The 26279-nt window shown below is 37.6% G+C and carries 26 protein-coding genes and 1 pseudogene; 4 read left to right on the top strand and 23 right to left on the bottom strand.

Going from position 1 to position 26279, the window contains the following annotated elements; genetic code table 11:
* Positions 1-263: 263 nt before the first annotated feature.
* From F9U64_RS06605 to F9U64_RS06575, 9 genes are all read right to left on the bottom strand, one after another.
* Positions 264-1343 carry an S-layer homology domain-containing protein gene (locus F9U64_RS06605; protein ID WP_153402213.1) on the bottom strand — a complete coding sequence of 360 codons (1080 nt, stop codon included), beginning with the start codon at positions 1341-1343 and terminating at the stop codon, positions 264-266.
* A gap of 67 nt (positions 1344-1410) precedes the next feature.
* Positions 1411-7824 (bottom strand): Ig-like domain-containing protein, encoded by a 6414-nt coding sequence (locus tag F9U64_RS06600; RefSeq protein WP_153402212.1) that lies wholly within the window; start codon positions 7822-7824, stop codon positions 1411-1413.
* 749 nt (positions 7825-8573) lie between these two features.
* The gene (locus F9U64_RS06595; RefSeq protein ID WP_323125824.1) at positions 8574-9485 is read right to left on the bottom strand and encodes a serine hydrolase domain-containing protein; all 912 of its coding nucleotides are present in this window, start codon (positions 9483-9485) and stop codon (positions 8574-8576) included.
* On the bottom strand, positions 9464-9604 hold the full coding sequence (locus tag F9U64_RS23480) for a hypothetical protein (RefSeq protein WP_323125823.1): 141 nt from the start codon (positions 9602-9604) through the stop codon (positions 9464-9466). The genes F9U64_RS06595 and F9U64_RS23480 overlap by 22 nt, the downstream gene beginning before the upstream one ends.
* A gap of 222 nt (positions 9605-9826) precedes the next feature.
* Complete coding sequence (locus F9U64_RS06590; protein WP_153402211.1) at positions 9827-10108, bottom strand: hypothetical protein; 282 nt, start codon at positions 10106-10108, stop codon at positions 9827-9829.
* Positions 10109-10132: 24 nt separating this feature from the next.
* Positions 10133-10501, bottom strand: coding sequence for a hypothetical protein (locus F9U64_RS06585; RefSeq protein ID WP_153402210.1), 369 nt, complete (start codon positions 10499-10501; stop codon positions 10133-10135).
* 154 nt (positions 10502-10655) lie between these two features.
* Positions 10656-10826, bottom strand: a complete 171-nt coding sequence (locus F9U64_RS22610; protein ID WP_194287297.1) for a hypothetical protein — start codon at positions 10824-10826, stop codon at positions 10656-10658.
* A gap of 631 nt (positions 10827-11457) precedes the next feature.
* Positions 11458-11907: an NUDIX domain-containing protein gene (locus tag F9U64_RS06580; RefSeq protein WP_153402209.1), complete on the bottom strand. Its 450-nt coding sequence runs from the start codon at positions 11905-11907 to the stop codon at positions 11458-11460.
* A gap of 81 nt (positions 11908-11988) precedes the next feature.
* Positions 11989-12441 carry a GNAT family N-acetyltransferase gene (locus F9U64_RS06575; RefSeq protein ID WP_153402208.1) on the bottom strand — a complete coding sequence of 151 codons (453 nt, stop codon included), beginning with the start codon at positions 12439-12441 and terminating at the stop codon, positions 11989-11991.
* Between the two features lie 254 nt (positions 12442-12695).
* Here F9U64_RS06575 and F9U64_RS06570 point away from each other — a divergent pair, with 254 nt between their 5' ends.
* Both F9U64_RS06570 and F9U64_RS06565 read left to right on the top strand, forming a co-directional pair.
* Entirely contained in the window at positions 12696-13709 is a 1014-nt protein-coding gene (locus F9U64_RS06570; RefSeq protein ID WP_153402207.1) for a S66 family peptidase, read from the top strand.
* 251 nt (positions 13710-13960) lie between these two features.
* Positions 13961-15043: an FUSC family protein gene (locus F9U64_RS06565; RefSeq protein WP_323125826.1), complete on the top strand. Its 1083-nt coding sequence runs from the start codon at positions 13961-13963 to the stop codon at positions 15041-15043.
* 50 nt (positions 15044-15093) lie between these two features.
* Here F9U64_RS06565 and F9U64_RS06560 read toward each other — a convergent pair whose 3' ends face one another.
* The 11 genes and pseudogenes from F9U64_RS06560 to F9U64_RS06510 form a co-directional block, all read right to left on the bottom strand.
* A complete protein-coding gene (locus F9U64_RS06560) occupies positions 15094-15579 on the bottom strand; it encodes a hypothetical protein (protein WP_153402205.1) in 486 nt (161 codons plus the stop codon).
* 138 nt (positions 15580-15717) lie between these two features.
* Entirely contained in the window at positions 15718-16167 is a 450-nt protein-coding gene (locus F9U64_RS06555; protein ID WP_153402204.1) for a hypothetical protein, read from the bottom strand.
* Positions 16168-16202: 35 nt separating this feature from the next.
* Entirely contained in the window at positions 16203-16664 is a 462-nt protein-coding gene (locus tag F9U64_RS06550; protein ID WP_153402203.1) for a hypothetical protein, read from the bottom strand.
* Between the two features lie 46 nt (positions 16665-16710).
* Positions 16711-17190: a DUF6985 domain-containing protein gene (locus tag F9U64_RS06545; protein WP_153402202.1), complete on the bottom strand. Its 480-nt coding sequence runs from the start codon at positions 17188-17190 to the stop codon at positions 16711-16713.
* Positions 17191-17263: 73 nt separating this feature from the next.
* A complete protein-coding gene (locus F9U64_RS06540) occupies positions 17264-17821 on the bottom strand; it encodes a histidine phosphatase family protein (RefSeq protein WP_153402201.1) in 558 nt (185 codons plus the stop codon).
* A gap of 273 nt (positions 17822-18094) precedes the next feature.
* A complete protein-coding gene (locus F9U64_RS06535; protein WP_153402200.1) occupies positions 18095-18592 on the bottom strand; it encodes a hypothetical protein in 498 nt (165 codons plus the stop codon).
* Positions 18593-18643: 51 nt separating this feature from the next.
* Positions 18644-19702, bottom strand: a complete 1059-nt coding sequence (locus tag F9U64_RS06530; RefSeq protein ID WP_153402199.1) for a nucleotidyltransferase domain-containing protein — start codon at positions 19700-19702, stop codon at positions 18644-18646.
* A gap of 5 nt (positions 19703-19707) precedes the next feature.
* Positions 19708-20441, bottom strand: a pseudogene (locus F9U64_RS06525) (class I SAM-dependent methyltransferase).
* A gap of 12 nt (positions 20442-20453) precedes the next feature.
* Positions 20454-20813 carry a hypothetical protein gene (locus tag F9U64_RS06520; RefSeq protein ID WP_153402198.1) on the bottom strand — a complete coding sequence of 120 codons (360 nt, stop codon included), beginning with the start codon at positions 20811-20813 and terminating at the stop codon, positions 20454-20456.
* A complete protein-coding gene (locus F9U64_RS06515; RefSeq protein WP_153402197.1) occupies positions 20813-21313 on the bottom strand; it encodes a VanZ family protein in 501 nt (166 codons plus the stop codon). Before F9U64_RS06515 ends, F9U64_RS06520 begins: the two co-directional genes overlap by 1 nt.
* A 107-nt stretch (positions 21314-21420) precedes the next feature.
* Positions 21421-21819, bottom strand: a complete 399-nt coding sequence (locus F9U64_RS06510) for an SET domain-containing protein (RefSeq protein ID WP_153402196.1) — start codon at positions 21817-21819, stop codon at positions 21421-21423.
* Positions 21820-21980: 161 nt separating this feature from the next.
* Here F9U64_RS06510 and F9U64_RS06505 point away from each other — a divergent pair, with 161 nt between their 5' ends.
* Together F9U64_RS06505 and F9U64_RS06500 are read left to right on the top strand one after the other, a co-directional pair.
* Positions 21981-23237: a DUF4179 domain-containing protein gene (locus F9U64_RS06505; protein ID WP_153402195.1), complete on the top strand. Its 1257-nt coding sequence runs from the start codon at positions 21981-21983 to the stop codon at positions 23235-23237.
* A gap of 585 nt (positions 23238-23822) precedes the next feature.
* Positions 23823-24458, top strand: coding sequence for a hypothetical protein (locus tag F9U64_RS06500; RefSeq protein ID WP_153402194.1), 636 nt, complete (start codon positions 23823-23825; stop codon positions 24456-24458).
* A 52-nt stretch (positions 24459-24510) separates the two neighbouring features.
* Here F9U64_RS06500 and F9U64_RS06495 read toward each other — a convergent pair whose 3' ends face one another.
* The 3 genes from F9U64_RS06495 to F9U64_RS06485 are packed head-to-tail and all read right to left on the bottom strand — an operon-like array spanning position 24511 to position 26279.
* The gene (locus F9U64_RS06495) at positions 24511-25059 is read right to left on the bottom strand and encodes an ATP-binding protein (RefSeq protein ID WP_153402193.1); all 549 of its coding nucleotides are present in this window, start codon (positions 25057-25059) and stop codon (positions 24511-24513) included.
* A 15-nt stretch (positions 25060-25074) separates the two neighbouring features.
* The gene (locus tag F9U64_RS06490) at positions 25075-25983 is read right to left on the bottom strand and encodes a VOC family protein (protein ID WP_153402192.1); all 909 of its coding nucleotides are present in this window, start codon (positions 25981-25983) and stop codon (positions 25075-25077) included.
* Positions 25980-26279, bottom strand: coding sequence for a hypothetical protein (locus F9U64_RS06485; RefSeq protein ID WP_153402191.1), 300 nt, complete (start codon positions 26277-26279; stop codon positions 25980-25982). Before F9U64_RS06485 ends, F9U64_RS06490 begins: the two co-directional genes overlap by 4 nt.

Here is a 26279-nt window from a genome sequence, read left to right as displayed (position 1 = left end):
CTTCTCCTACTTTTCCTCTTTATCTCCGGATTAACAGGAAATCCGCTGGCTTCTTCTCCTACTTTTCCTGTTTATCTCCGGATTAACAGGAAATCTGCTGGCTTCTTCTCCTACTTTTCCTCTTTATCTCCGGATTAACAGGAAATCCGCTGGCTTCTTCTCCTACTTTTCCTGTTTATCTTCAGATTAGCAGGAGCCAGTCCATCTTTCCTTATAACAAAAAGAACAAGCCTTAACAGCTTGCTCTTTTTTTAATATAATTTTTAATAATCATAAATTGTCAACAGAACTTGAACTGCCTCAGCACGTGTAGTTGTTTCATTTGGCATAAAATAGCCACCGTCACGACCATGCAGTAAGCCGGCATCACTAGCAGCGCCGATAGAAGGTGCAGCCCATGCTGGAATATCCTCTGCGTCTTTATAATCTGGTTCGATCCATTCAGAAACATCCAAATCAAGGGTAGCAGCTAAAATTGTCGCAAGTTCGTTGCGGCGAAGAGATTGTTCAGGACGGAAAGTACCATCATCATAGCCTGAAAGAATTCCTTCTCCCATCAAAGCAATGACTGCATCTCTTGCCCATGGACCAATGCTGTTATAATCTGCTGGCAACTCTACATTTCCAGGATTAGTATCATACTGTTGTATTGCTTGCAGCATAACCGCAAACTCATCACGGGACACCTTGTTATCTGCACGGAATGTTCCATCGCCATAACCTTGAATCATTCCCAGTTCTACCGCACGACCGATTTTTGCTTCCGCCCAATGGCCATCAATATCTGTAAATTCAGCAGTTGGTACGGCTGGTTCCTCTTCAACCGGCTCTTCCTCCACTGGTACTTCCTCTGCTGGCTTTTCCTCAGTAACAACAAGACTTAGCTCCTTATTCAACTCATAAAACTCCGATTCTGCCTGTGAGTCCGCCACTTTAATACTTTTTAATGTCATTTCACTTCCATCGGTTTCCTTCAAAGCTTTAAACACAATCTTAATCAGCTCAAGGTCCCCGTTATCTCCACTTACTTCTCCAATTTTTGTACCTAACAATATTTGTTGATTTCCGTTCTCTCCCTCAATATGAAACATCTGATCAGATAAGCTGCTGTCTGCCTCTACAAATTGGAAGTATTGTGGATCATATTCAAGCAAAATCTCGTATCCGTAAATATCGTCCAAGTCCTGGCCATTAATCTCAACAGTAAATTCCTCGTCAATAATAACTTCTTCTGCATCTGTTTTCCAATCAAATGATGCAGCCGCTGAGACTGACCCAAATGGCAGAATGAAAAGCAGAAGAAAGCTGAATAGTATCGATGAGAATATAGATTTTTGTTTCACAATAAACGCTCCTTTCCAACTAAGAAATAAACGGGAGGGAGGCTATTACAGCCGCTCCCGTTCTGAATCAATCTTTCAGGATATGACGGGCCATATGCACAAGATCTTCTAACCCAATTTCTCCATCGTCGTTAAAATCAAGTTCTTCATATTCTTCCCAATCTGGATGATCCCTTGTAATACCATAAGTGTTCGATACTTCATCCAAATCACCTACCGTATATTCTGGTTCTTCTTCAGGCTCATTTGGCTCAGGGTCACTAGGCTGGTTCGATCCTCCATCATTATTATCATCATCGTCTTCATCAGGGCGTGAAGGATTTGCTGCATTCCGATATTCGTGAATTGCTTCTGTAAGCTTGTTAACCGCCTGATTTAATTCTTCGTTTGTTGCAGTGCTGTCATCTGCTACAAGCTGTGCTGCTTTGATTGCTTCCATCAGTTTCTCTTTCGATCCTTGTTCATACTCTCCAGGATCATTTCCTTCTTGGGTGTTGTCATGCAACCTGAGTGCTTCTGCAATTAAATCGTTTATTTCCGCTTTATCGTCAACTTGAATGGTAACTGCGAAAGTCATACCTGGTATACGGACTTCTTCCCCATTCTCATTTTCCATCAGCACATCATCCAAGTTAATTTCCGTAATGCCTGATTCAGCTGTTTCATTCGCACGGAAAGTTAACTTTTGTAATGCTTCATTTAAGGCCTCTGCATCTTCTGACTGATCTACAGCGACAAATTGGATTTCACCAGGTGTATGCTCGTGAGATAAGATGCTGAATCCTTCCTTCTCTGCTGTTTCTGCAAAACCTTCAAAGGTAAGTTGCGCTTCGTCATAATGAATCGTAACATGCTGAGCAGGAAGCTGCCCGTTTATCCCTTTTAGTCCATAAAGTAAAGTGAGTTCATCCCCAGCTTGGACTTGATCAGGACCTGTAAACTGTGCTGTCACATCAGAAGGTTCCTCTTCACTACCATCTTCTGTTACATGAATCACTGCGTCTGCGAAAACTTCTGGATTCGCCGTGCTTGTTGCTCTTACTGTTGCATCTCCCATTGCAAGTGCTGTAACTTCTCCGTCTGCATTGATACTCACTACAGAAGGCTGGTCAACAACACTCCACTCTACTCCCTTATCTGTAGTATTTTCAGGTAAAATAGTTGCTAAAATCTGTTCACTTTCTCCTACTGTTAAATCTAATGAATTTTTATTAAGTTTGATAGATTCTGGCTCTGTTGGTTCTTCTACACCAGTATCCTCTGTTACGCGAATCACTGCCTCCGCATATACTTCTGGATTCGCTTTGAGTGCCACTCTCACTGTTGCTTCACCTACTGCAAGTGCCTTAACCATCCCATCTTGAGATACACTTACCACTGGAGACTCGCCAACTATGCTCCAATCTACTTCTTTGTCTGCAGCATCTTCCGCTGAAATTGTGGCCTCTAACTGTTCACTTTCACCTACAAGTAAATCTACTTCTGTTTTGTTAAGAGTAATAGACGGCTCTGTTGGTTCTTCTCCCCCAGTATCCTCTGTTACGCGTATCACTGCTTCTGCATATATTTCTGGATTCCCTTTGAGTGCCACTCTCACTGTTGCTTCACCTGTCGTAAGTGCCTCTATCATTCCATCTTGAGATACACTTACCACTGGAGATTCACCAACAACGCTCCACTCTACTTCTTTGTCAGTATCATTTTCCGGTAAAACTGTTACTAATATCTGTTCACTTTCTCCTACGAGTAAATCTACTTCTGTTTTGTTAAGAGTAATAGAAGGCTCTGTTGGTTCTTCTCCGCCAGTATCTTCTGTTACGCGAATCACTGCTTCTGCAAAAATGTCTGGATTCGTTTGGCTTGTGACTCTCACTGTCGCTTCCCCAGCAGCAAGGGCTGTAATCTTTCCTTCAGCAGAAACACTTACCACTGGCGATTCATCAATAACACTCCACTCTACACTCTTTTCCGAAGCATCTTCCGGTAAAACTGTTGCCTCAAGTTGTTCGCTCTCGCCTACTGCTAACTCTACTTCTGTTTTATTAAGTGTAATAGAATCTGGTAAAACTTCTTCATCAGCATGCGGCTTATCAAGTGGTGTTAGGTTAAATTCATCCACTGTTCTGCCACCAACTGTTTTTGTTATAACATGAAGATTTTCTCCATTCACTTCTACAGACGAGTACATTTGAGTATTCTCGTCATCGACAATCTTTTGCCAAGGATATTCTGTAAGACCATAGAATTTATTTCCTGTCGCACCAGGCGTCATATAAGTAGTACCTTCTCCTTCGGCAACCTGCTGGCCACCTTTCATTGGATGGGACCTTAAATAGATATGATCATGGCCATTCAGAACAAGATCAACCCCAAACTCATCAAAGACAGGTACCCAGTGTTCCTGTACAGCTTCTGTTACATAAGTACTGCCATATGGGCTGCGGTGGAATACGGCTACTGTCCAATCCTTATCACTTTGAGCAAGGTCATTGCGCAGCCATTCACCCTGTGCTGCATAATCATATTCACTGTTTAAGAAAACAAAATGAATGTTGTTATAATTAAATGAATAAACTGTTCCGTCCAACGCTTCATTAGGAGCACTTGTACTGGGATTGTTGTAGTGTGCCAAATAATCTTCATTCATCCGAGTTCCTGTCACTTCATGATTCCCTACAACCGTTTGAACCGTTGTGTGAAGCAAATGTTCCTGTGCTGTTTCAAACCACCAGTTCCATTGCTGTTCGTTATGGCCATGGTCGACCATATCGCCCATATGAAGAATGAATTCACTGTCCGGATTATTGTTCATCGCTTGGTCCAACGTATTTCCCCATAATTGGAAAGTTTCCAGTGAACCAGCCTGTGAATCACCAAACACCAAGAATTTTGTTTCATTACCAGCAGCAGGTGCTGTTGTAAATGTACCTGTCTGACTGTAATACCCTTCTCCATCTCCTACTCTGTACGTGTAAGAAGTTCCTGATTCCAGACCGTCCACACTTGCTTTATGAACACGGATCGTTCCACCTAATGTTGTATTGTACGAATAGTTGGATCCTCGATACATTATTACATTTTCTGCATCAAAACTAGTAAACTCTTCTGTTTTCACAACTTCTACAACAGTATTATCAATCTCAGGGTGAGTATTCCAGTTGAATTTTCTCTCCGTTGCAGGTTCCACACCCATCGCAACACTAATATTGTATGGTTCCATATTTCCCGAAAGTTCAGAAATCTCAAACTCTTGCAATTGACTGTGACGGATGCCTTCCACTGCCTGAATACTGTGTGTTGTTACTTCTTGCGTTAATAACGCTGTTTGCAGCAATCCGTTCTCATCAGTTACTACACTTTCATCACCAACACGCTCACCGTTCGCATACAAAGCTGCACCAGCAACAGGCTGTCCTTGTTCATCCTTCACTGTAAAAGTTGTCGTCTGCCCTTGTGCATATTGGTTATCCCACTCGAGGCTAAGCTCATGGCCAATTTGTGATGCAAGATTTTCACCTGCATAGCTTTGCGGTTCGGAACCTCCGACTTGCAGCATATCTCCAGAAACGAACTGAATCTGATTTGTTCCTGCAGCCGCACCTTTAACCGTATAGTGAATCTGTGCAAGTATATCTTCATCTGTTAAACTCTGATTCTCCAGGTTTTCAAACATAACCTTAACTAGCCCATTCTGATCCATTTCGCTGCTTACTTGACCTTCTGCAAGCAAAGAATGCGGTGAAACTGACCAATTTTCCGTTTGATTCGGATCAAATTGGAAAGCTAAATGACCACCACTCAATCTTTCAACCTGATTTGCTGTAATGTCGACAGTATAAGTATGGCCCGCATACACATTTTCTGGAGTAGTGTAACTAAATTTTGATGAGCCGGTATCGACATTAAACTGCCATTCATGAATGGTCTCATTCTCAGACATGTCGCGTACCGCAAGCTTAACATGGTGAATACCGTCACTCAGGCTCTCCTCTGGTGTATAGCTGATTTGTCCATTAAGTGGATACAATGCAGGCTCCACTTGTTCACCATCCACATACATCCGGATTTTATCAGGATTGATTAAAGTATTGGCAGGATGCAGCTCTGGATCATAATGCGCGTCCTCGGCAAATACCTGAATTGTTGGCATATTTGTATCAATCGTTTCGTTGGCAGCTGGATAAATATCACGGATAACCGGCGGCTCACGGTCTTCTTCCACTTCCCCGTACATTACGCGAATATCATCAACATACAAAGTTCCAGCTGTTTTATTATTATTACTTGTTTCCATGTAACGAACTGGCATATCAATCGACAGTGGCAATGGACGGCCTTGCGGAATGCTCGCCTCAACATATCGCCAGCCAACCCAGTCTACTCCTGGATTGCTGCCAGTTAAATTCACCGGAACGGCGTTGTTATCACCATCACGTAACTGAGCGCGCAACCAGTGTCCTTGGCCATCACCATAGACCCACATACCTAACTTTGTCGGGTAACCTGGAATCTCTAGTCGATTGCTAGTTCCTCTTACTGTCAAGTAGGCTCCCGATGTTCCTGTTTTCCCTCTAAAATCATAGTCAAGACGCAGGGAATGATCACCTGAACGGACGTAATCCGGATTCGATTCCAATCCAGCGTTTACGGATGCATATGCCGCCCCAGACTGAGTGTAATAACGATCAGTAAATACAAATTCTTCTTTAAAACCATCAAAATCTTCCACTGCCACTGGCGGCATCCCAACATTAATGCTCATTTCAGTCACAATATCGCCATAGCTTACAATAATTTTTCCCTCTACTGCATCTTGCTCAGTAGCTGTAAAAACACCTGCGTCAGTTATCGAACCTATATCCCCTTCAACCTTCCAGTCAAACTGGCCTGCATCCGACTGAATGACTTGTCCATTTCTTAATGCAGTAACATCCAATTTAACTGACTCACCAGGCATAACTGCCATTTCCGCTGTTTCCAACTGTAAATCTGTTAATTGGTCGACAACTTCAACAGTTGCCACTCCATCGTTTACATTTGCTGATGATACGCGAATTTCTCCTGCAGCTGACTTGTCAGTTGCTGTAAACTGCCCGTTTGCTATAGAACCAAGTCCTTCAGCAACACTCCAGTTTAACTCTCCATCAAATGAAACAGCATGTCCATTACTGTCAACAGCAGATGCTTCTAACGGAAGACTTGATCCAGCTAAAATCCGCTCAAATGAAGGGTCAATGACCAACTTTTCCGCTACATTTGTTTCCTGCGCTGTACTAACGAGCAGCAATCCGTTCGCATTACTACGTTCCCCGCCATCTGAACCGCTGTTTAACATTTGCACAGATGTATCACCAGGCATTCTTCCAATAAAAGTTGACGATCCACCGCCATCTAAATTAATCGCATTTTCGACACCTAAATCCTTCATTACTTGCGCAAGATCTCCAAGTCCTAATCCTTCACTAAATCCAGGCTGACGTCCATCCACTTCGAACATAACAATGGACCCATCTGCTTTCGTACCGATTGCACTGCGGGGGTGTACCCCATTGGTTGCATCTGTGTTTGCCACACCATCTTCAACAAGCATGGCAGAACCACCGATTGCTGTCACTACTTCATCCCATGGAGCTTCAAATTGAAAACTTGCTTCGATCTGGTCTCCAGCTTTTAGGCCTGCTAAGGCGTTTCTTGCTGTGCCGCTAGCAGACAATACAGCATGTCCTTCAACAAGTTTCGTATTCCCTTGATCTTTCTTAACTTCCACAACTTCCATTACCAAAGTTTCGCCACTTTTCACGTTACCTGATACGATTTTTACAATAACTTCATCTCCACTGCCATTCGTTTGGGTAGAAGTGAAATATTTATCCGTATACAAGACAAGCTGATTATCTCCACGCGAACGATTGATATGGTTAATTTTGTGTGTTTGACCGTTAATCAGCAATTCCTTTGTCAGATGCTTATTCGGTTGTCCATATACACTTCTTCCATCTTCTGTAATCCCAAATGCATAGCGGTTATCAGAGTTTGCTGTGTTCCAGATTTCGCCATTATTGATAAACATCCCATTTGGTATACCTGTTGCCACTTCATAAAAATCACCATTAATCCCAGAGATAACACGATTGCCCGGTGCATCAACATTTTCTGCCATGCCGGTCAATTGTTGAAAACCACGCACTTTTCCCTTGCTCGTCCCTCCCTGCAATTCTAGATGTTCATTTGCAGGGTCAAACTCCACCATGTGCATTTTCTGTAATCCATGCTCTGTTTCCATATTACGCCACGAATAATTCACATCAGGAACCAGTTCCACCTGTCGTGTGTCCAAGACTGTGCCATACTCCGTTTCCGGAAGTGGAGCGGCAGCGATTTGGCCAAAAGAAGAAAACACTAGTGCAAAAATAAGAAGTATGTATAGTGCCTTTCCCTTTTTCCTCTTGTTCCTCCCAACCTTGGTTAGTTTAAGATCCATCTTCTAACCTCCTAAAATATAAATTAAGATTTAACTTAGTAAATCCCACCTTCTATTCTAAGAAGCTATTATTAAGTAGAACCTGTTTTTATATAAACATTTTGTAAATATTTACCCTATTTGTGACTAAATGGGTATTATTATATAGGAATTAATACACAACATCGAAAACTATTCGTGAGTTAAAGTAATAAATACCTACTACTCAGATAGAATGAAGGTTGCCAGAACAATTAATAGAGTGATTTTGCAGGAATACACGCTCGCTGATAGATTTGAACTAACAAAAAAGAGAAAAGGCCTCTGGAGGGCATTTCCTCTTCCCATTTTGATTCTCAACACATAATCTCTACTATTCGTATTTACCTAGAAAAAATTCATTAGACAATACCAGTTGCTACTTTTGTAAAGAATTTGTGTAGAAAATCAAAAAAGATTTACATATATTATCATTTTTTGTATCATGAAATTAAAAATTAAGGATGTTATGTATGAAGAGATTTTTTGATAAGTATTTCTTTGTCATTTCCAGCATATATTTTTATATTATCTTTTTGTTAACACTGTTTTTAATGAACTTGAGAAATGACTTTAGTACATACTTAATTATAGTGAATATAATAGGTTTTGTCTGGGGAACTTTTTCTCTGGTTCGGTATATAAAAAGCAGAAACCAAGCGCGACAGCTTGAGCATAAAGCGGAATGATAGGTATGTGTAAGATAGTTCAACCATGATATTTTCAAATGTTTATAAAATCATCGACCGATATATCTCTCCTATAATCCCATCCAATTGATGCACGCCTAATTCCGCATTTGTCATGATGACAGCACCTTTACCAGAGTGCGGATATGCAGCCAGCATTGATTGGAAGCCTGCTCCCCACCCCATTGAGGTAATCTCTAATTTGGTCTCGTCTTTCTCTAAAAAAACACCTAAACCAGTCCAGCTTTTGCCGAATGGAGGTGTGATGATTTCTTGCGTCAATTCTGCTGAAATGCCAATTTTGCTTTCGCCATTCAGAGCATCCATGAGCTCGACAACTAATGACGCTAAATCCAATGAAGTCGTCCATAATCCCGAAGCCGCTGGATTAGGGTAGAGAGGGTATTTTCCATCAATCTTTTCCCCATTTTTATTATGACCACAAGCCAGATCTCCATCATCCACTTTAGACAGGCTCAGATGACTGTTCTCCATAACCAATGGCTTAAATATAAGCTCATCTGCCACTTGATCAAACGGCTTTTTCGTGACATCTTCAATCAATTGCTGGATAATACAAAAGCCAGCATCACTATAATGAAATTCACTCTCCGGTTCACACTGTACTTCCATCGGAACTTTACAATAAACCGTTTTTCCCTCTAACAATTCAATCATGGAAGGAATGCCAGCATCTGGTTGTAAGCGAGAAAAGCTCCCTTCAGGATCCTTGATTCCAGATTGGTGGCACAGCAGGCTTCTTAATGTAACTTTCTTATGTATGGTGAATTCATTTTCAGGCACTTTCCATGTTACAAGCTTTTCGTTAACATTTTCATCTAAATCAAGCATTCCATCCTCTGTCAGCTTCACAGCAAGCAGTCCCGTTAGAAATTTGCTAATGGAGCACGCACTGAAGATCGAATGGTCCTTTACAGTTCTCTCACTTTCCACTTCCAGCAATCCATAATTTCTGTTCCGCTGATCTGACCATTTTCAATGAATGCCATACATATCCCTTTTACACGATAATGCTTCATTCTTTCTTCTATATCAATATTTTTCAGTCTCATATTATGCTCCCTCATCAACTTATTTATTTTTATTATAACAAGAATATATGTTCGTGTTATGTTTTTTTTAATAAGTTTTCGGAAATTAATTAGATCTTTTTACTAAAAGGTAAACCTACTGTTCTAAAATCCTTTTCAACTGGCTAGTTTGTTCCTCTGTTAAAATGGAGTATGTTGAACCACCATCAAATAATAATACTTTTAATTAGAAATGCTCCCTTCTTATGTTTTAATTCGTGATAAATCAACACCGTTTTTATTATTTCTCTTATAATATAGTGCTTTAATGCCAACATAACCAATTGGTGACAGAATTAAAGCCAAACCTAATGAATAGAGAATATTAAATAAAATAACTCCATCCCAATTAACATTTTGTCTATTGTAAATTTCAGCTTCTATTAAAGTTTGCAAGGTAAAAGCCAGACCAATAATTAGAAATAAAATCAAGAAACTAATTAGCCAGAATTTCCACTTATTTGACTTGGAGATTTGATATTTCATAACTTTCTTATCTTTTAATGACCGTCATAATATTTCATCTATTGCACCAAAGAAAAAGGCAACTGTTGTAGCTCCAACAAAAAACATTACTAAAAATTCGCCCTCGCTGGGATCGCCTAATAATGTGAATAGAAACGCAAATATGATTCCGAACAGTACATGAATAACCATCGCCAATAAAACTCTTCTAGCTCCTGAAAACCGCTTAGTAACAAAGTCAGAAAAGAATGTTACTGGTACACCATAAAACAAAATAAATGGAGAAAAAACCATACTTGAAAATAAAACCACTTGAAACAGATCCGCACCAATTTCACCAAATATAAAGATTGATAGAATGGTCATAGAAATAAAAGTAGCGAGTATAGTAGTCATCGTTTTCCTTATAATCACAAAATCACCCCTCTGTCTATTCAGGTAAATATACTGCCGTGACTGACCGTCAAAAAATGAAACAGTAAACGCTAACATTGTCACGCATTTTACTCGAAATTATCTTCAAATTTGAACTGGCAAACTAGCACCCGAAATACTCTATTTTCTTTATTTATCTTTTTAAGGTTATAAGTTTTGACATAACAAAATGGACCACTGCGATGGTAAGGAGTACATCTCTATACGCTTGATCTGTTCCCCCTAATAACGTAACAACAATAAAGAAAAATCCAAACGATATGATAAGTAATGCTAAAACATAATATTCAAGTTTTAATTCCAATCTTTTACCCCCTAAGATTTGAAGCAGTCGAGATTTTAATAGTTACCTCTAAGCAGCAATCCTGCCCAAAGAAATGGATCCAATTTTATTATGATTCATAACCATAAAATATACACGGACACACCAAAAGTAAAAATTGTAGAAATTAGTAAAATTGTGAAATGTTCTTTCTTCTTGGTAACTGACATTTCAACAAGCTGAACAGTATTAGATAATCCCAAGCAAAACAACATACCAAAAATTAATAATTTGGGGAAATCATTTGAAGGATTCGAACTTACCAGCCCTGAAACAGAAATAAATAAAATTCTGATAGCAAAGTAAATGGCAAATGCACTTATAATAAGCTTAAGAAATAAAAATATCTTATTACTTTCTCTATACTTTTCCTTAATCCTGCTTAACATTTTCATTTCACCTCAATCCCAATTTAATGAAATTGCCATTTTGCATACCATTATACACACTTTACTTTACATACTAATCTATCAAACTAAGTATAAGTAATACAGATCATCAAGTATCCGGGCATAAATGTCCACTATTCGTACTATAAAAATACAAAATTACTATGGAAGAAATGCTAGTTTATTATTATACGGTTCTGTTCACTTTATAAAAAACGTACAACTTAATTTATATAATCTAATATTTTCATATCCACTGCATCAATATCTCCGATCTCTTGCTTTTGATCCCATAACTGTATATCAGATGTTTCTTTATTTTCTATAAACGGCTGGAGTTTTTCTATAGTTGCAAAATAAACTGGGTTATACTTAATGTCTTCAAGGAATAAATTTTTTACTTTTAATAATCCTTTAAATTCTAATTTGGTTACACTTTGGCCAGTTTCTTCATAAAGTTCTCTTATTGCACAATCCTTTGGGGTTTCATTCGCTTCCCTTCGTCCAGCTGGCAGTTCCCATTGTTTTCTTAAAATGTTATAACATAAAAGATACTTACCATTACATTTTATTACGGCATATGAACCAGCCAATCTGTGATAATTATATATTTCAGCTTCTTCTATTAAGTGGAAATCAAGAAATTCAAAACCATTATTATTTTGTGTTTTCATTTTGTCTCCCTTTTTAATTGGATTTCATTCTTCAACCTATTCTCAAATGCCGTCCTTTCATCTCTCCCTGTCTTTCACTCATTACCAACTTTTTGATATTTCCAATATGTGACTAGCCTTATAGATTCCTTCCACTTTCGAGAATCCACATGCTATGTATAATTGTTGAGCAGCTGGATCATCAGTAGAGGATAACCTTATTGTCCTGAAATTCCCCTTTGCTTCAGCAATGATTGTGTTCAGCAATTCTTTCCCTAAACCAACACCTCTGTTCTTACGCAAAACATAAAGATGCCTTACTCGCCCTACATCGGGAAGGTTAAGATATGGATCAATATTCAAACCTCCAATTCCAACAACCTCGCCACCTATTTTAGCAACATAAAGTGACTCACCGGTTTTATCAAATTTGTTGTTACCAGATGTATATTCATCAACAAGTCTATTTATAAATTTGTAACCCTCTGATATACTGTCATCTATGAGTAAATCCAAATTATACTCCTCGAGGGATGCAACTCTTTCGATTATCAACTTAGTTTCCTCCTAATATTGCTGGCTTCAAAGTGGATTGTTATAAAAACATCGCATGTTTTCCTTCTAAAGTCCTGCCCGCTTAACTCATCATCTCCAATTCAATAATAACATAATATTCCATTTATTATATAAAAAAACCAAAACAATTGTGATTTACAACTCAAATATCCATCGAAAGCTAGTCAATAACAAGTTTCCTTAACTTAAGTTTAATGTTAAGATATTACAAAAACTTAGGGAGATGGTCAAATATGATAAAGTATCCATTCTTAGAAACAGGTGCAACAATAGGGGTAACTGCACCATCATCCGGGGTTCCAGGTGAATTACATAAATTGTTGCATTCTGCAATGAAAAGTATGGAAAAGAAAGGTTTTAACATCATCAGTGGTGAAACTGCCTGGACTCAGGATAAGGCAAAGTCTGCGTCTGCAAAAAAGCGTGCAGAAGAATTTAATGAAATGATGATTAATGATAATATTCAACTTATTATTCCTCCCTGGGGCGGAGAACTGCTTATTGAGATCCTTGAATATATTGACTTTGATAATATACAGAATAAGTGGGTGTTAGGCTATTCTGATATTAGTTTACTGTTGTTAGCAATCACATTGAAAACTGGTATTGCTACTGCTCACGGAACTAATTTGGTAGATTTAAGAGGTGAGTATTCAGATGATACGACAGCAATGTGGCAATCAGTTTTGGCTACTAAGGAACGAGAATCAATCCTCCAGCATTCATCAGATAGATATCAAAAGGAATGGCAATTTGATAAACCAACTCCTTTTATTTTCAATCTGACAGAGCAAACTTACTGGAAATCAACTGTGAGCGATAAAGTTAAATTACAAGGACGTCTACTCGGTGGATGTATTGACACAATAAGGCATTTAGCTGGTACACCATATGGGGATGTTCATAATTTTGAAGAGAGGCATATTAAAGGAGATTCTGTCATTTGGTTTCTAGAAAACTGTGAGTTATCAACAACTGATCTACGTCGATCTCTTGTCCAAATGAAATTATCTGGCTGGTTCGACAATTGCAGCGGCATTTTGTTTGGTAGAAGTTCAGCTAATACGCCTGTTACAAATTATACAGTTGAAGATGTTTATATAGACCTTTCGGAAGAGCTTCAAATTCCTGTCTTATACGATATTGATTGTGGTCACGTACCACCACAAATTACTTTTATAAACGGAGCTTATGCTGAAATCGAATTGGATAAAGGACGTGGCACTGTATTGCAAACCTTTAATTGAAAATTTTATTTGGGAAGCAGACAGGTATGCATGTTGATAAACCGCTGCATCAGTTCGTTTTACAAACAATTAATGTAAGAGGGTACGTTTGTGGTACAGATAAAGACCATTTAGTAATCAATGGCTTTTTTCTATCTCTTTTACAGAAAAATCACATCTGAAATAACGAGGATTTACGTATGCTATTGTAAAAGCCACTATCCATAATGATAGAAATTGTTGACTAATGAGTTTATTTTGTATTAAATAGAATCGATAACTTACTAGAAAGTATCTTACATATACACAAGGGGGAGATCCAGATTACTTTTGGCCCTAGAATTCTAAAAACTGGTTTAGCAGTTACATTATCGATATATATCTGTATGCTCTTTGGGATGGAGAACTATGTGTTTGCAGGCGTTGCTGCCATCCTCGCTGTCCAGCCTTCCGTTTACCGAACATGGAAGCAATTATCTGATCAAATCATCACCAATACATTAGGTGCATCGATTTCCTTGTTTTTCATTTATTTCTTTGGAGTAAATGCTATCAGTATAGGACTTGTTATTACAATAATGATTGCTGTAAACATTAAATTAAAGATGGAAAATACCATACCTTTAACACTAGTTACCATTTTAGCAATTATGAGTGCAACCGGTGGGGAAAACTATGATTTTGCTTTAGAAAGATTTCTCGTCATTTTAATCGGGACCTGCACTGCCGTGATAGTAAATATATTTATCTTTCCGCCGAAATACAAAAAGAAATTTATTCAGGATGTTAACAACACATTTCAGAATATGTCACTCCTCTTGAGGACAGTGATCTCAAATGAAATGAAAGAAACATCCTATCAGGAAATCAATGATAAGTTTAAAAAGGACCTGGTAAAATTAGAAGACCAATTCAAAATGTTTGATGAAGAAAGAGTGAAGTTTGGTAAGACAAAACGATTGAATGTAAGAGAAATCATCTTATTCAAACAAATGCTTAAGGTCTTACAAGAAGGCAATCAGCTTTTAGATAATATTGAGGAACACTATTTTCAAAGCAAATCGTTGAAAGATGAAAGTAAAATATTTGACCATCAGCTGGAAGAACTAATCAAATATCATGAATACTTGCTGCTTAAATACTCTGGTAAAATCAAACTGGAGCATGAGAGAAGTGAAAAAGATATTTTAAAGGAGAAAGATAAATTCTATGATCAGGTTCTAGAATTCTATCACCTGAATAAAGAGCAGCAACTTCGCCATATGATCATTGCTTCATCCATTATTGATTATTCCTTTCATTTAGAGAAGTTGGAGAAACTGATTGATCAATACCAAAAACCGAAAGAAAATTAATAACATTGCAAGACAGAGGGATCAGATAAAATCTGGTCCTTTTTGGCTCTTTATGTATTCAAAATAATAAACTTAAAAATCTGATAAGAATATATCAAGGAGATGATAAACAATACCGTACACAAAACCTGTTGAGAGAAATGGTTTATGTTCTTTAGGTATCTATAAAGCAGCCAATACCAAATGAGAAGCAGAATAAGAGGTGTCCCTAGAAACATCCATACAGGAGCAGTTTCTGTCGGTGATGGAGTTAAAGTTGTTAGAAACAGACTATATACTGTAAAAACTCCTGATAGAAATAAACTGATAAATGCCCAATTCTTAGCCGGCCGAATCAGCCTGATTTTATCTGTATTCACACTGAAAATTCGCCAGATATAATCACAAAGCCATAACACGCTAAGAATAAGCGGGATACATAAAACTAATGTATTGAGATGACCCGCAAATCCTGCACCAAGCAAGACGAAAAAGGATACGACAGAGAGGATAATTAATGCAACGAAATAACCTATGTGAATAAGTGACACCTTCATCAGTAACCGCCTTTCTTATCATTGATTACTTTCTGCTTATTTAACAATTCTGCCATGCTTAAAATCATCGTTCAATAATAACGTAAAATTGCATAAGCCTTTCAAAAAGGAGAATACAATTATTGATTGCCTTGTTAATTAGGAAAATGAAGCAACAGATTTTGCATGTTCTTTCTTTGAATAAGCTGTTAGAACGAATACCACTCCATAAAACAATGACATTAAGAGGGAGTAAAAACTATAACTTAGATCAAATAGGATATTACCGCCAAATAAAGGTGTAATAAAGATTAGATAAAAGGGATACTGCATTGTTGCACTGATATCAAAAATACCGTTCCCAATCATTGTGTGTTCAAATGTTGCTATAATAAATACAATTACACTGGAGATAACGCCGAATACAGAAAATAACTTCAAGAACCTATTGCCTTTTTTAGTGTACATTAGTAACAAAAACATAAACAATACCGTTACAAGGACGTTGAGAATACCCATATCTAAATCAGGGTGCTTCAGCGCAGGCATAAAGTTAAATACAAATGCCAGGAAATATGTACCTATCAATAATATTAAGAATTTATTCATCACACAAATACCCCTTCTTTATTACCATATTTAGGCTAAGCCTTTATTTTCCTGATTTTAATATTCGAGCAATGGATAATGATAGTTGTTTGCGAGAACAAAAAAATTTCATGCTGCAGTTTTTTCTTACTCAATGAAAGGATCTCATCATAGCCCCATTCATCAAGACCCCTCCTTCCGCCAAATACAATCTCATGCGGGTTATTCGCGTAAACATTTCGGGTTATATCATAATCCATCATAAACTTACGGACATTTTTCCACTGAATTTCATATAATTCACCGCTATAATGCTCGATATCCATTTTAATTGTGGTCGGGTCTTTGGTAGTTCCATTTTCCTGATTCATAATATTAATCGATACTACTTTACCATCATGAAATGAATTATTTTTTAAAAAATTTGCTGTTTCCTGATTAAATCTAGTTAATAGTTTCTGCTTCTCTGCTGCATAACCAGCTAAATCCCAGTGGTCTTCATCTACTAAATATTTCATTTGTTATTTCCTTTCCTGCTAGAACATCCTAATATGCATAATGAAATTATAATAGACCTTGAGCATAATTCCAATCTTCTCCCATATCACAATTTCCATAAGGGTTTATCCCATTATAAGGTCCGACATACATAACTTTTCCATTTCGAATGACCCATTCCATCCCATGTTCTTCTTCCCATGTGCAAAGTAGTTCCAAATCTATGACAGGTTGAGTTTTATCTTCAGGGTTCGGAATACATATAGTATTTGGTGTAATACAAGCTAGAACATCTGTCGGTTTAGAAAATTTTATAACATCTTCTCCAATATCATCAAGAAATTCATTACAGTATCTAATAGATGCTTTACAAATTTCATCAATTAGTCCCGCATGCATAGTGTTTAAGTATGTTATACATAATTCCGCGTATTCAATATCCGATTCTTGATCTATGTATACCTTAATATTCTGATCAAATAATTCTAAGTAGGCTACTCCTTCTAATTCATGAGATTCATTGGTTTTAAGATTTTTAATTGGCATTATAATCACTGCCTCCTGCTAATTAATTTTCATCATATTTTTCTCTGGACATATCTCTAATTGAAAAATAATATTAGTTTCTTTCCCATAATCTTTCTACATTTATTAAGGCCTTGCCATCAAACGTTAATTTATATATATCAGGCATATCGAGATTTTTCCAGAAAGAAAAATCATATTGATTGTCAAAGAAGTTCATGATTAGAACCATCAAATTTCCATGTGTGCCGATAACAACATTTTCGTCTTTGTACCTCTCTAAAATATCATAAGTAGCATCCACACCTCTTTTTTGTGCAACAAGGTTAGATTCTCCACCTTTCCACGAAAAGCTGAAATCTTCCCATACTTTTGTAATTGCAAAAGTAAAATCTGCGGCAGGGTCTTTGGTTAACGTACGTTCTTTCAAGCCGTCTATTATTTCAATGTTCCTATTTATGTATTTAGCTATGCCTTCGACCGTTTGTACAGCACGTTTATATGGACTTGAAACAACCATATTAATTTCTTCTTTTTCTAATAGATTCGTAACTTGTGCAGCATCAATGAAACCTCTTTCCGACAACGGCCTATTTAATTCATCTGGTGTATAAATAGAGTGTGCATGCCTAACAAAATATAAATTAGTCAAGTTGAATTCAACTCCTGAAGGTCTGATATTCTCAGAATTTTTGTAAGTTAAGTCTGCGGTTGATTAACTTTCACCCTTGTTTGTACTAAATGTTCCCTTAATTTATTTCTTTCCATTCATTTTCTAACATACTCATTTTTTATATTGCTGAAAGCCTGAAAAAATCTCAATAGCCATTACAAAAATTCCTCTTGTTATCTTCTTAAATATAACTGACTTTTCTCATTGAACTAGATTAATATCTTTTTTAAGATAAGCAACACTTTCCCCTGTCTATATACCATGACTGTTCGTATTATCTGAAATCAAATACTTCTTTTCCATTTTTCTAACTATAAAAGTAAGAAGAAAAATCACCCAGGCACCAATCTTACTGACCATACCGGCAGTCGAGGTAAAGGTGATAAATATAAAGAAACATATTATAACTGCATAAACAATGGAATTAATAATTTTATCAGTCGTTGATGGGCTGGGACTTGGCTCGCGTCTCCTCTCTGATGTTAATCCAAACAGGAAGAATATTACGAAAAAAATGATAGCGTCTGATTGATCGTTATTCATTAAGTAAAGAAAACTGGCAACCATTGCCGCACTTAAGAAGGCAAAAATAGATTTCCACTTAATATCCCCACTACTCTGTCCTTCTTCCCTTGTAAAATCCTTCTCATTCCTCTCAACAAACCTTCTTAATATGGAGTATGAGATGTAAATGGCAAAAACAAGTACAACTGCAAAAAAGAAATAATTACTAAAAGCTAACTGGGCCATTTTTTAACCACCTTTCTTATAATTGATGATTTATTTCCTTGTATAAACCCTCTAAAGATAGCCCGCCCTAAGCGCAGCAACAGAGTCATATTTCCGCACCTTGAGTCCAACCTTGTCATACTCCATCTTGTATTGATTCATCGCATTCTCAAAAGCAGCCGCAAAACTGCCAAGATCACACTGCTCAAAATGCTGCATTAAATTAATGCGCACTGTTCCACAATTATTATGCATCTCATCATAAAAATCCTGACAACTCACACCAGCAGAGAATGCCAGTAAAGTATCTTTTTGTTCTGCTGCATAGAGCACTTTATTGTACCAATTCGACCATATTTCTTCATAAGTTCCTCGCAGTTTTTCTTTTGTCGGCTCAAGTTTCGGAATTGTCTCCGCTGCAATTTCCTCATACAGTTTCTTCACACTTTTGATTAACTTTCCTGCATTATCCTTAATCTTCTTAACAGATTCTGCCTGCAAAAATTCATCTATTTGTGTTCTCAGGTTTTCAGGAACGTATGCCATCGCAACCGCTTCCTCCAGCTGCCGCTTCACTCCATATTTATAATAACTGTGATTCAGCAGACTGATCACATTAAACGAATAATATACTACATCACCTAATGCCATTCTTACTGCCCCAATGTCTTCTGCCAACATCATTTTTCCATAAGCAAGGATTCCGTCATCCAAATGTTTCTTTGCCTTTTGAACCATATCAGGTGTCATTGGACTGTTGATGATATCAAGCGCCTGCTGTTGCAACTGTTGGAACCTTTCCATACTTTCCTTGTTCCGATAATACACGATCTCTGCGTCAATCAATTCTGCCGTAAAAGTATGATCAAATGTAGCAATATCCTCAAGCTTCGACCATGTGGAACCATATAAATCATAACCAATTTCATGTAAGATAAAACAAGTGGAAAAGCCATATCCTTTATCATTATTTAAAACAACTAGCAGGTCCAAGTCTGACCTTTCATGATAATCCCCTGTAATGAAAGATCCGTAAACACCGATTAAATCAATGTCTTCCGCGTAATCCTGCTGTACTTTCTCTATCACAATATCAATTAACTGCTGGTTTCTCTTTTCCAATTGCTCCATATAATTCACCTCTTTGATTTGATCACAAGAAAAGAAGGCCTTCTTTGTTCATTGATCAATTTCGGCATCTGCTCTAATCCATAATCAGTTGATTGTGGTTCGACTATCTTTTCTAAAATGAATCCGTTCTCAATTAATGTGTTGACTAACGTTGATATTGTCCGGTGATAAGTGATCACTCCATCAATCACCCAGTGCCTCCCGCGTTCACCTTCTAGCTGATAGTGATCTACAGCCCAATGCAACTTCTCCCCATCTTTATCCTTCACCCAATTACCCATCCCTTTTCGTGCAGTAACTATCGGATGTTCGATAGAAAAAATAAACTCACCATGTTGTCTTAATAAATGATAGATTTTCTTAACAACACGATCGTAATCTTTGATATAGTGAATTGCCAATGAACTGACAATCAGGTCAAACTTTCTTTCACCTAAGTCTGCCTCTTCAATCGGGGCACAAATATACTCAATATTCTGATGGCTGTTTTCTGTCTCTGCATATGTAATCATATTGCTGGAAATATCGATCCCAACCACCTTTGCTGCACCTTGATCAATACAGGATCTGGCAAAATGTCCAAAGCCACAGCCTAAATCCAGTACCGTTTTGTCAGCAAGTGAAGGCAAAAGTGATGGATCGCAGGCTGTTCTACAAAGTCATTGTATGAAATGCCGCTGTTTCTCAATCTTTTATATTCCTGAAAAAATGTCTCATTATCATAGATATTCTGTTTCATCCTTTTCTCCTCCTACATATTCCCAATTCCATTAATAAAGACCGCCATAATAAAACTTAATCCTGTCAAAACTGCCAAAACCACTGCAACTGCCGAGTTATTCTTCCATTCCCGAATGATAGCTATGGCGCCGAATCCACATGCAATAAACCATGCGGGCATAAATACAACGTCTCCTATTTCATTTGGAAAGATTGCATAAAAATCGGTCAAAAATAAGATCCATTGCATAACCAGTAATCCAAAAGAGATATAAGACAGTTTAAGAGGTGCTGCTCCATTCCCAAATGTCTGCACGATAATGAATGCAATTACAGACACTGCAAGCAGCACAACCAAGACCATCCCTAATAGAATTACAGAAAACCCCATCATCCTCCCCCTTTTCTGAGAGTACTTTTTTTAATAGATTTCTTGAATAAGAGATACAAAAACAGCAGAAAATAACCAAACACTCCGCCAAGTGTATTCAAGATTAAATCATCCACATCAAATGTACCTAATCCAAAAACAAGTTGGACTAGCTCAAAAAGCAGGCTTAAACAAAATGTGGCGAACATAATATTTTTCAAACTTTGAAATTTGATGAAAATGAGTGGAAATAGAAAGCCAAACGGGATAAAACCAGCAAAATTCCCGAAAAGATTTCGGAATCTTATTGAAAAAGAAAGCTCGGATTGGAACAGATAATAGCTGATCGTATTCAATGGGATAAAATTGTGTGATTGCCAGTGGAAGAGATTATCCTGGAAGTCTAGATGAAAACGTTGTACAAACGTTTCTAAACTAGTATATTTGAATAGAATCAAATCGGTAATAATAAGTATATAAGCTGCTAATACAAGGAAAAGCAGTGTTTTGATACTTTTCATTGTGACGGGACTCCAATCAGCATGTGTTTTCATAATTACCTTAAATGGTCAATATATCCATTTTATCATAACATATTTCTTTATAGAAAAAAGACCTCTAATATGAATTAAAGGTCTTTCTCTTCCTTATCTTCCTGATCAAACCAGAGCGGATCCTGAATATCCACATCACCGTTATAGTTGATCAATATTTCATCACCAGCTTTTATATCTGTGTAAGCATAAAATTCGAACGTGTGATTATCAAAATTAATTTCATAATTGGCATTCGGCTCATATGAATGGTTAAACAGCATGCCATAACCAAGCAGGATAGCAGAATGATTTATGCCATACTCAAAAGCATAATCAGCGAGTAAGGTCTTCTCAATGTGTTCATGCTCTTCATTTGGATAAGAAATAACAGGTGCTTCATGAATAAGCTCCCCTTTTTTAATATCGCGAACAGCAAACACGCCTCTATTGAATTCTCCATCACTTAATTCAGATGTTTTTATTTCAATCATGTCATTCACCTACTCACATTTTAAGATTTTTTCCCAAGTGAAAAATCTATTATAACATTAAAATCATTTGAATGCTTCCAAATCGGATATTTCCCTATTTATCGAATAGGTGACTTAAATTTGTATAAACTAACTTAATTGATAAAAAAGGGGGAATTGGAATGATTTTCAGAAAGAGATTAACAATCATAAGTTTCGTGATAATCCTATCAGGCTTAGTCATCTTTCCTGCCAATGCCCAAGAGGAATTGCAAGACCGATCAACTATATTCGAAAACTCTATTTACAGACAATTAATGACTGCCAGCAAAAAAAATCTAACGGAAAAGCTGAATCAAAGTGTAACTGATAATGGTATCACAGTAACTCTAAACGAAATTTATTATTTTGACAATGAATTGAGCTACTCGATGACTGTTGAAAGTAAGAAAAAATTTACCAACGAAGAGTCTACGGAAAATAACTTGATCGCAGAGCCTTTTCGGTATTTAGGGAGACCACATATCAAATATAATGGTAAAACGATAAATTTCGCAAGTTCATTATGGTATGAAAAAGTGTCCGATAAGAAGGTCGCAATGATATTGAAGGTTCACCCAAATACTAAAATCTCAAATAACGAGGTTTTTGAAATGACTTTCAATCAGGTGATGAACACAAAAGGATATTGGAATTTTAAAATGCCAGTTAAGGAAGCAGACAATAATGTAATAAAAATTGATAATGCAGCAAAAAAAGAAGGAGATGTAAAACTCGAGCTCCATCATATTAAATGGAACGATGCAGAGGTTTCCGTGAATTTCACTGAGGAAAGAAGTTTAACAAATGCAGATATGGTGGCATTCAATTTAATCACGGACAATGGTGATGCTTTAGAATTATTTACTGGATATCAATCATCAATTTCACAGATTAATCAAGAGGATAATACGGTAACCACTGAATACTTTTTCAAATTCGCATTACCAGAAGATGGCGTCAGTCAACTCACATTCAGTCCTCATATAGACGCAGAATTTTATCAAACTTTAACAAAGTCATCAGAAAAGTTGGATCCGAAAGAATTACCTATCACTTTAAGTCAAGGAGAGATCGGCAGCCTGCTAATTACAGATATAGAATATAAAGATGATAAAACGATCGTTACCTATGAAGACCATTTGAAATATCCAATCTCCCAGGTATATCCAGGTAATAATATTTGGTTAGAAAATAATTCCCATAAAAATGTGTCATCTGTCTATATTGTTCGCAATCTGTTAGGCAAAGTAAAACCAGTCGGTCTGCATAATACTTACATTGCAGAATTCCCTGTCACAGGTATTGAATCCAGCCCACTCAAGGTAGCTTCATGGCTGTATCCATATCCAGAGGTATTTGAAAAACTTCAGTATACTATCCCGTTAGATGGGTTTTAGTATAAGATTAAGGAACTGCTTCATATTTAACTTATGAGGCAGTTTTCTTTTTTGGCTGAGAAAATTCACGAATGGCAGAAAGCATATATAGCTTCTATTATATATGTGAGCATGACAGTTTGGTTTTATAAATGCATAACTCCTCTGACTACCGGCACTTTTGATGTTATGACGCCTTCATAACTGCATAACTCCCATGACTACCGGCACTTTTGATGCTATGACGCCTTCATAACTGCATAACTCCCATGACTCCTGCCACTTTTGATGTTATGACGCCTTCATAACTGCATAACCCCTCTGACTACCGGCACTTTTGATGCTATGACGCCTTCATAACTGCATAACTTCCATGGCTTCTGCCGCTTTTGATGCTATGACGCCTTCATAACTGCATAACTCCCATGACTCCTGCCACTTTTGATGTTATGACGCCTTCATGAATACAATCAATGCTATCCGGAACCCAAACAGATATACTCCACCATATATTTTGGAAAAATCAGGTTGATCTAAAATATATTCTTATGATATAAATAAGTTAACTCCATGAAAGCGCATTACCGAATGGGAGGTTATGAACACATGAAAAGAAATAAAAAACCATTGGTCATCTTTTTTCTATGCATCAGTGTCATTTTACTCGGTTGCACCAACACCCCAGCCCCAGAGATACAACAAACACAAAATACAGAAAAAGAAAATAACGTAAACAAACTGGAACAAAAAATCACAGACTACACCACTGAAATAGAGTCACTCCAAACACAAACAGAATCGTTGAAAGAGCAAAACCAATATTTAATCTCTGTCATCAATACACTTTCTGGAAGTCTTTCAGATGAAGAGATGTTGGCCTTTGCCCAGGCCCAGTTCATTTATGAGTTACAGGTGAACGGAGAATCCATTCCACAAAGCGGGAAAATCACTGTACCCTCAGGAGAGATAGAGATTTTATTATCAGAAAAGAGTATGGGATATGAATTTCTGCAGCCTGAATGGTCAGAAAAAGGGAAAATCAGTGGAGATTATATCGACCAAATCTTAAATTTTGATAGCGCCGGTTGGTCTCCAGCAGGAACAGATGGGACGGTTAATTCCTCACGGGGCTTTAAAACAACCAATGCCAAAGCAGGTGAGCAGATTTCCTTTCAAATTTCAGATGAATTAAAAAAACGGCTACAGCTTGATACAAGTGAAATTGTAATTGAAGTTGAATAATGGGCCCAAAAAAACGCTTGGATACCGTTCCCTTCCAAGCGTTTTCTGCACCCTATAACTTTACGCCATCAGCATTTAAATATTTTTGCACTGCTTCCACCCGCTCCTCCACCGTATAATCTCCCTCTAATCTTAAAATCGGGCATGCCAAGTCTGCCATCCAATGCTCGTGCAACGTTTTACTGCGAACTTCCATCCCTGCTGTATCATACAAAGCTGCCCACTCCAGAAATGTCTTCGATTGCTCATATCTGCTGCCACCAGCTAATATTTCCTCACCATAGCGCTCGAATTCTCTCTCCTTCAGTCTTTCTAACCTTAAATCTTGAGGTATCCATAAGAAAACTACAAGATCGAAGAATTCGCCAAAATCATCTCCCCATCCGCAAACCGCGCCGGAAAGAACCACTTTTTCATTAAAAGACAGGTCGTTTTCAAGCATCTGCCTTCGTTCAGGAATTGTTCTCTGTTCTGTAAACTTTGTTTTCCAGAAATAATCATCTGTATCAAGATAGATGTGTGGCAACACGTTAGATAAAGCTGCCCCAAGTGTTGAGGTTCCTGCACCTGACGCTCCTAATATATGAATTTTGTTCTTCATCCGCCGGTCTCCTTATCACATTCCTTTGTATGCTTTCCGTAATTCGTTAATATCGAGCTTTTTCATTTGAAGTGTTGCTTGTGTAACACGTAAGATTTGATCAGGATTGCCCTCACGCATCATTTCATCCATCTCACTCGGTACAATTTGCCATGAGATGCCGTATTTATCCTTCAGCCACCCACATTGCTCTGCTTCCGGAACTGCGGACAGCTTTTCCCAATAGTTATCAAGCTTTTCCTGGGTATCACAAAATACCATGAACGAGACGGCTTCATTGAATTGGAAACGGTGATCCTGAGCACTGTCCATTGCCACAAACCATTGATCCTCCAGCATAAAATCTGAAAACATGACTGTCCCTTCTTTGTCAGGTTCTATGCCTGCAGGATAGCGAGCTATTTCTCCATTCTTTGCATCTGAGAATACGGATAAATAAAAATTCACCGCCTCTTCCGCATTGCCGCAGTTTTCCCCGACAAACATAACAGAAGGCATGATAGTCGGTCTTTCTTCCCCTTCTGGATTGGTAAGAATTAACTGCCATGTCAAACCATATTTATCTTGAATCCAGCCATATTTCTCACTGAATGGATAGGTATCAAATGGCATTAATACTTTCCCGCCTTCAGACAACTTGTGCCAAACCTCCTCTATCATTTGAGCAGCATTCTTATCCCTCGCTGGATCGAAATTTACCATAAACGAAATCGAAGGATTCAATGAAAAATAAGGGCCTGCGCTAATTGCCATAAAACTCTGTCCCCATAGTTCAAAAGCTACTTCCTCTGCATCACCAGATGGGGTGTCATGGATTGTTTTCAAATTTGTAATCTTGGACTCTGGAAAGACTGATACATAAAACTCAGCAGCCTCCCGTGCTTCCTTGTCATACCATAAATGTGGAACAATGTTTTGTTTCATCGATTCTCCTCCTCAGTTTGAATCTTTTCAACCTCTGCCTTCTCCCCATTTGGCAAAGGCATCCCTTGCAAAATCATCTTTTCACCTGGATCAGGCAATGGTAAAAGACTGTTCGGCTTGACTTCTTTGGCAAGGAACTCTTCCAATTCTTTCTCTTTCTTCTGCTTTTCTTTGTCAGAAGGAACAGGTTCAAAAATATGCTTATCCAACAACTGTGGTGATTCACTCTTCAAGTCAGCAACATTAACCAAAAGCAAGGAAACAAAAAGAACAGCACAACAAACGATTTTCTTCAT

The organism is Gracilibacillus oryzae (assembly GCF_009498735.1).
Lineage (GTDB): Bacteria > Bacillota > Bacilli > Bacillales > Amphibacillaceae > Gracilibacillus > Gracilibacillus oryzae.
This window is presented reverse-complemented; position numbering and strand designations above follow the sequence as displayed.

Bases quoted from the DNA above. Each gene is read 5' to 3' on its own strand.
- F9U64_RS06530 (WP_153402199.1), bottom strand. From the start codon at position 19,702: ATGGAGCAATTGGAAAAGAGAAACCAGCAGTTAATTGATATTGTGATA.
- F9U64_RS06590 (WP_153402211.1), bottom strand. From the start codon at position 10,108: ATGAAATATCAAATCTCCAAGTCAAATAAGTGGAAATTCTGGCTAATT.
- F9U64_RS06495 (WP_153402193.1), bottom strand. From the start codon at position 25,059: ATGAAGAACAAAATTCATATATTAGGAGCGTCAGGTGCAGGAACCTCA.
- F9U64_RS06485 (WP_153402191.1), bottom strand. From the start codon at position 26,279: ATGAAGAAAATCGTTTGTTGTGCTGTTCTTTTTGTTTCCTTGCTTTTG.
- F9U64_RS06580 (WP_153402209.1), bottom strand. From the start codon at position 11,907: ATGAAAACACAAAATAATAATGGTTTTGAATTTCTTGATTTCCACTTA.
- F9U64_RS06545 (WP_153402202.1), bottom strand. From the start codon at position 17,190: ATGCCAATTAAAAATCTTAAAACCAATGAATCTCATGAATTAGAAGGA.
- F9U64_RS06600 (WP_153402212.1), bottom strand. From the start codon at position 7,824: ATGGATCTTAAACTAACCAAGGTTGGGAGGAACAAGAGGAAAAAGGGA.
- F9U64_RS23480 (WP_323125823.1), bottom strand. From the start codon at position 9,604: ATGAGACTGAAAAATATTGATATAGAAGAAAGAATGAAGCATTATCGT.
- F9U64_RS06505 (WP_153402195.1), top strand. From the start codon at position 21,981: ATGATTTTCAGAAAGAGATTAACAATCATAAGTTTCGTGATAATCCTA.
- F9U64_RS06550 (WP_153402203.1), bottom strand. From the start codon at position 16,664: ATGAAATATTTAGTAGATGAAGACCACTGGGATTTAGCTGGTTATGCA.
- F9U64_RS06510 (WP_153402196.1), bottom strand. From the start codon at position 21,819: ATGATTGAAATAAAAACATCTGAATTAAGTGATGGAGAATTCAATAGA.
- F9U64_RS06560 (WP_153402205.1), bottom strand. From the start codon at position 15,579: ATGAAGGTGTCACTTATTCACATAGGTTATTTCGTTGCATTAATTATC.
- F9U64_RS06515 (WP_153402197.1), bottom strand. From the start codon at position 21,313: ATGAAAAGTATCAAAACACTGCTTTTCCTTGTATTAGCAGCTTATATA.
- F9U64_RS06500 (WP_153402194.1), top strand. From the start codon at position 23,823: ATGAAAAGAAATAAAAAACCATTGGTCATCTTTTTTCTATGCATCAGT.
- F9U64_RS06490 (WP_153402192.1), bottom strand. From the start codon at position 25,983: ATGAAACAAAACATTGTTCCACATTTATGGTATGACAAGGAAGCACGG.
- F9U64_RS06520 (WP_153402198.1), bottom strand. From the start codon at position 20,813: ATGGGGTTTTCTGTAATTCTATTAGGGATGGTCTTGGTTGTGCTGCTT.
- F9U64_RS06555 (WP_153402204.1), bottom strand. From the start codon at position 16,167: ATGAATAAATTCTTAATATTATTGATAGGTACATATTTCCTGGCATTT.
- F9U64_RS06535 (WP_153402200.1), bottom strand. From the start codon at position 18,592: ATGGCCCAGTTAGCTTTTAGTAATTATTTCTTTTTTGCAGTTGTACTT.
- F9U64_RS06570 (WP_153402207.1), top strand. From the start codon at position 12,696: ATGATAAAGTATCCATTCTTAGAAACAGGTGCAACAATAGGGGTAACT.